Consider the following 242-nt stretch of genomic DNA (forward strand, 5'->3'; position numbering starts at 1 on the left):
GCAGGGCTCTGCGCCGCCATGGTGGTGGAGCTCTGCTCCTTCGGTCTGCAGTGGTGGTGGGAGGGGGCGCAGTGGCAGTTCCACTGGGCCATCTGGGCTGCACTCCCCCTGCTTGGGGCCGTGCTGGTGACCCTGGCCGGACAGGGCATGCGCCGCCAACTGCTGGCGGGTACCCTGAGCGACCGGCTCAGGGGACTGGGGCAGGGGCTGCTCTGATGGCTCGACACATCCCGACCTAGGTC

At 69.8% G+C, this 242-nt stretch carries 1 protein-coding gene; it reads left to right on the top strand.

Features of this window, described 5'->3' with window-relative positions:
• Nucleotides 1–216, top strand: a 216-nt coding sequence (locus BN1120_RS00495; RefSeq protein ID WP_042014276.1) for a hypothetical protein, incomplete at its 5' end; no start/stop codon positions are given.
• Between the last annotated feature and the right edge of the window lie 26 nt (nucleotides 217–242).

The organism is Aeromonas caviae (assembly GCF_000819785.1).
Lineage (GTDB): Bacteria > Pseudomonadota > Gammaproteobacteria > Enterobacterales > Aeromonadaceae > Aeromonas > Aeromonas caviae.